Here is an 826-nt window from a genome sequence, read left to right on the forward strand (position 1 = left end):
CGTTCAACATGACTCGTTGATCGCGATGCGTGGACCAACGCCAAGATCCGAAGTCCACCAATTGACGGGACACTATCACCGAGGGAGGCACCGTCCGCACGACCAAGTCCTCGTAACACCGACGCGATGCCATCGCCTAGTGCTGTTCCCCCACCCCCGGACACTGATCACCACATCCCGGCCGACGCCGACCGCCAAGGCTTCCTGAGCTATCCGGGCGCGAGGTGCAACTACACCAACCCGGCGGTGGTGATTGCCCGGACGGCCGACTCGGCGTTGGTGATCTGCGAGACGGGAGTCGGGCGGTTTTACTACAGAGGCGTCGGCCTGCAGAACGGCTTATCAGTCGAGATCGATGACCCTGTGCAGTCGGGGGCTAGCTTCATTGCCACGAATAACGGAGTGCAGTACTCGGTCTCTCCCAGGGCGCTGCTCATTACTCAGGGTTCGAGCGTGCTGAGCAACGAACCGATGTTGGAGTACTGGTCCGGCTAGGTAGTGCTGCCACACGAGAGTTCGCCAAGCTGACCGCGCCCGGGAGCCACGCGACCAGATATGTGTTTCCCAATTACTCCGCGTCGGCGCTCTAACGGCCGCAGATGAGTTCGGCCGCCATATTCAGAGCACTGAGGCTCCTCCCGGAAGGGCCGAAGTGCTCTGTAGGTCGATCGCACACCCAGAGCAACGTAGAGGACTGGCGGCATATGTAATCGCCCAAGGGAGTGAGTGCGATGAGCTACTACTGTCTGGGGGGGGGGGCGCGGGGGGGGGGGGGGGGCGGGGGGGGGGGGGGGGGGGGGGGGGGGGGGGGGGGGGGGGGGGGGGG

The 826-nt window shown here is 64.4% G+C and carries 1 protein-coding gene; it reads left to right on the top strand.

Going from position 1 to position 826, the window contains the following annotated elements:
• Nucleotides 1–126 precede the first annotated feature (126 nt).
• Nucleotides 127–495 carry a hypothetical protein gene (locus BST44_RS29215; protein WP_083180055.1) on the top strand — a complete coding sequence of 123 codons (369 nt, stop codon included), beginning with the start codon at nt 127–129 and terminating at the stop codon, nt 493–495.
• The last annotated feature ends 331 nt before the right edge of the window (nt 496–826 follow it).

The sequence above is a fragment of the Mycobacterium scrofulaceum genome (genome assembly GCF_002086735.1).
Taxonomy (GTDB): Bacteria; Actinomycetota; Actinomycetes; order Mycobacteriales; family Mycobacteriaceae; genus Mycobacterium; species Mycobacterium scrofulaceum.

What these genes read in the sequence shown, in the direction of transcription:
- BST44_RS29215 (WP_083180055.1), top strand. Translation starts at nt 127, where the DNA reads ATGCCATCGCCTAGTGCTGTTCCCCCACCCCCGGACACTGATCACCAC.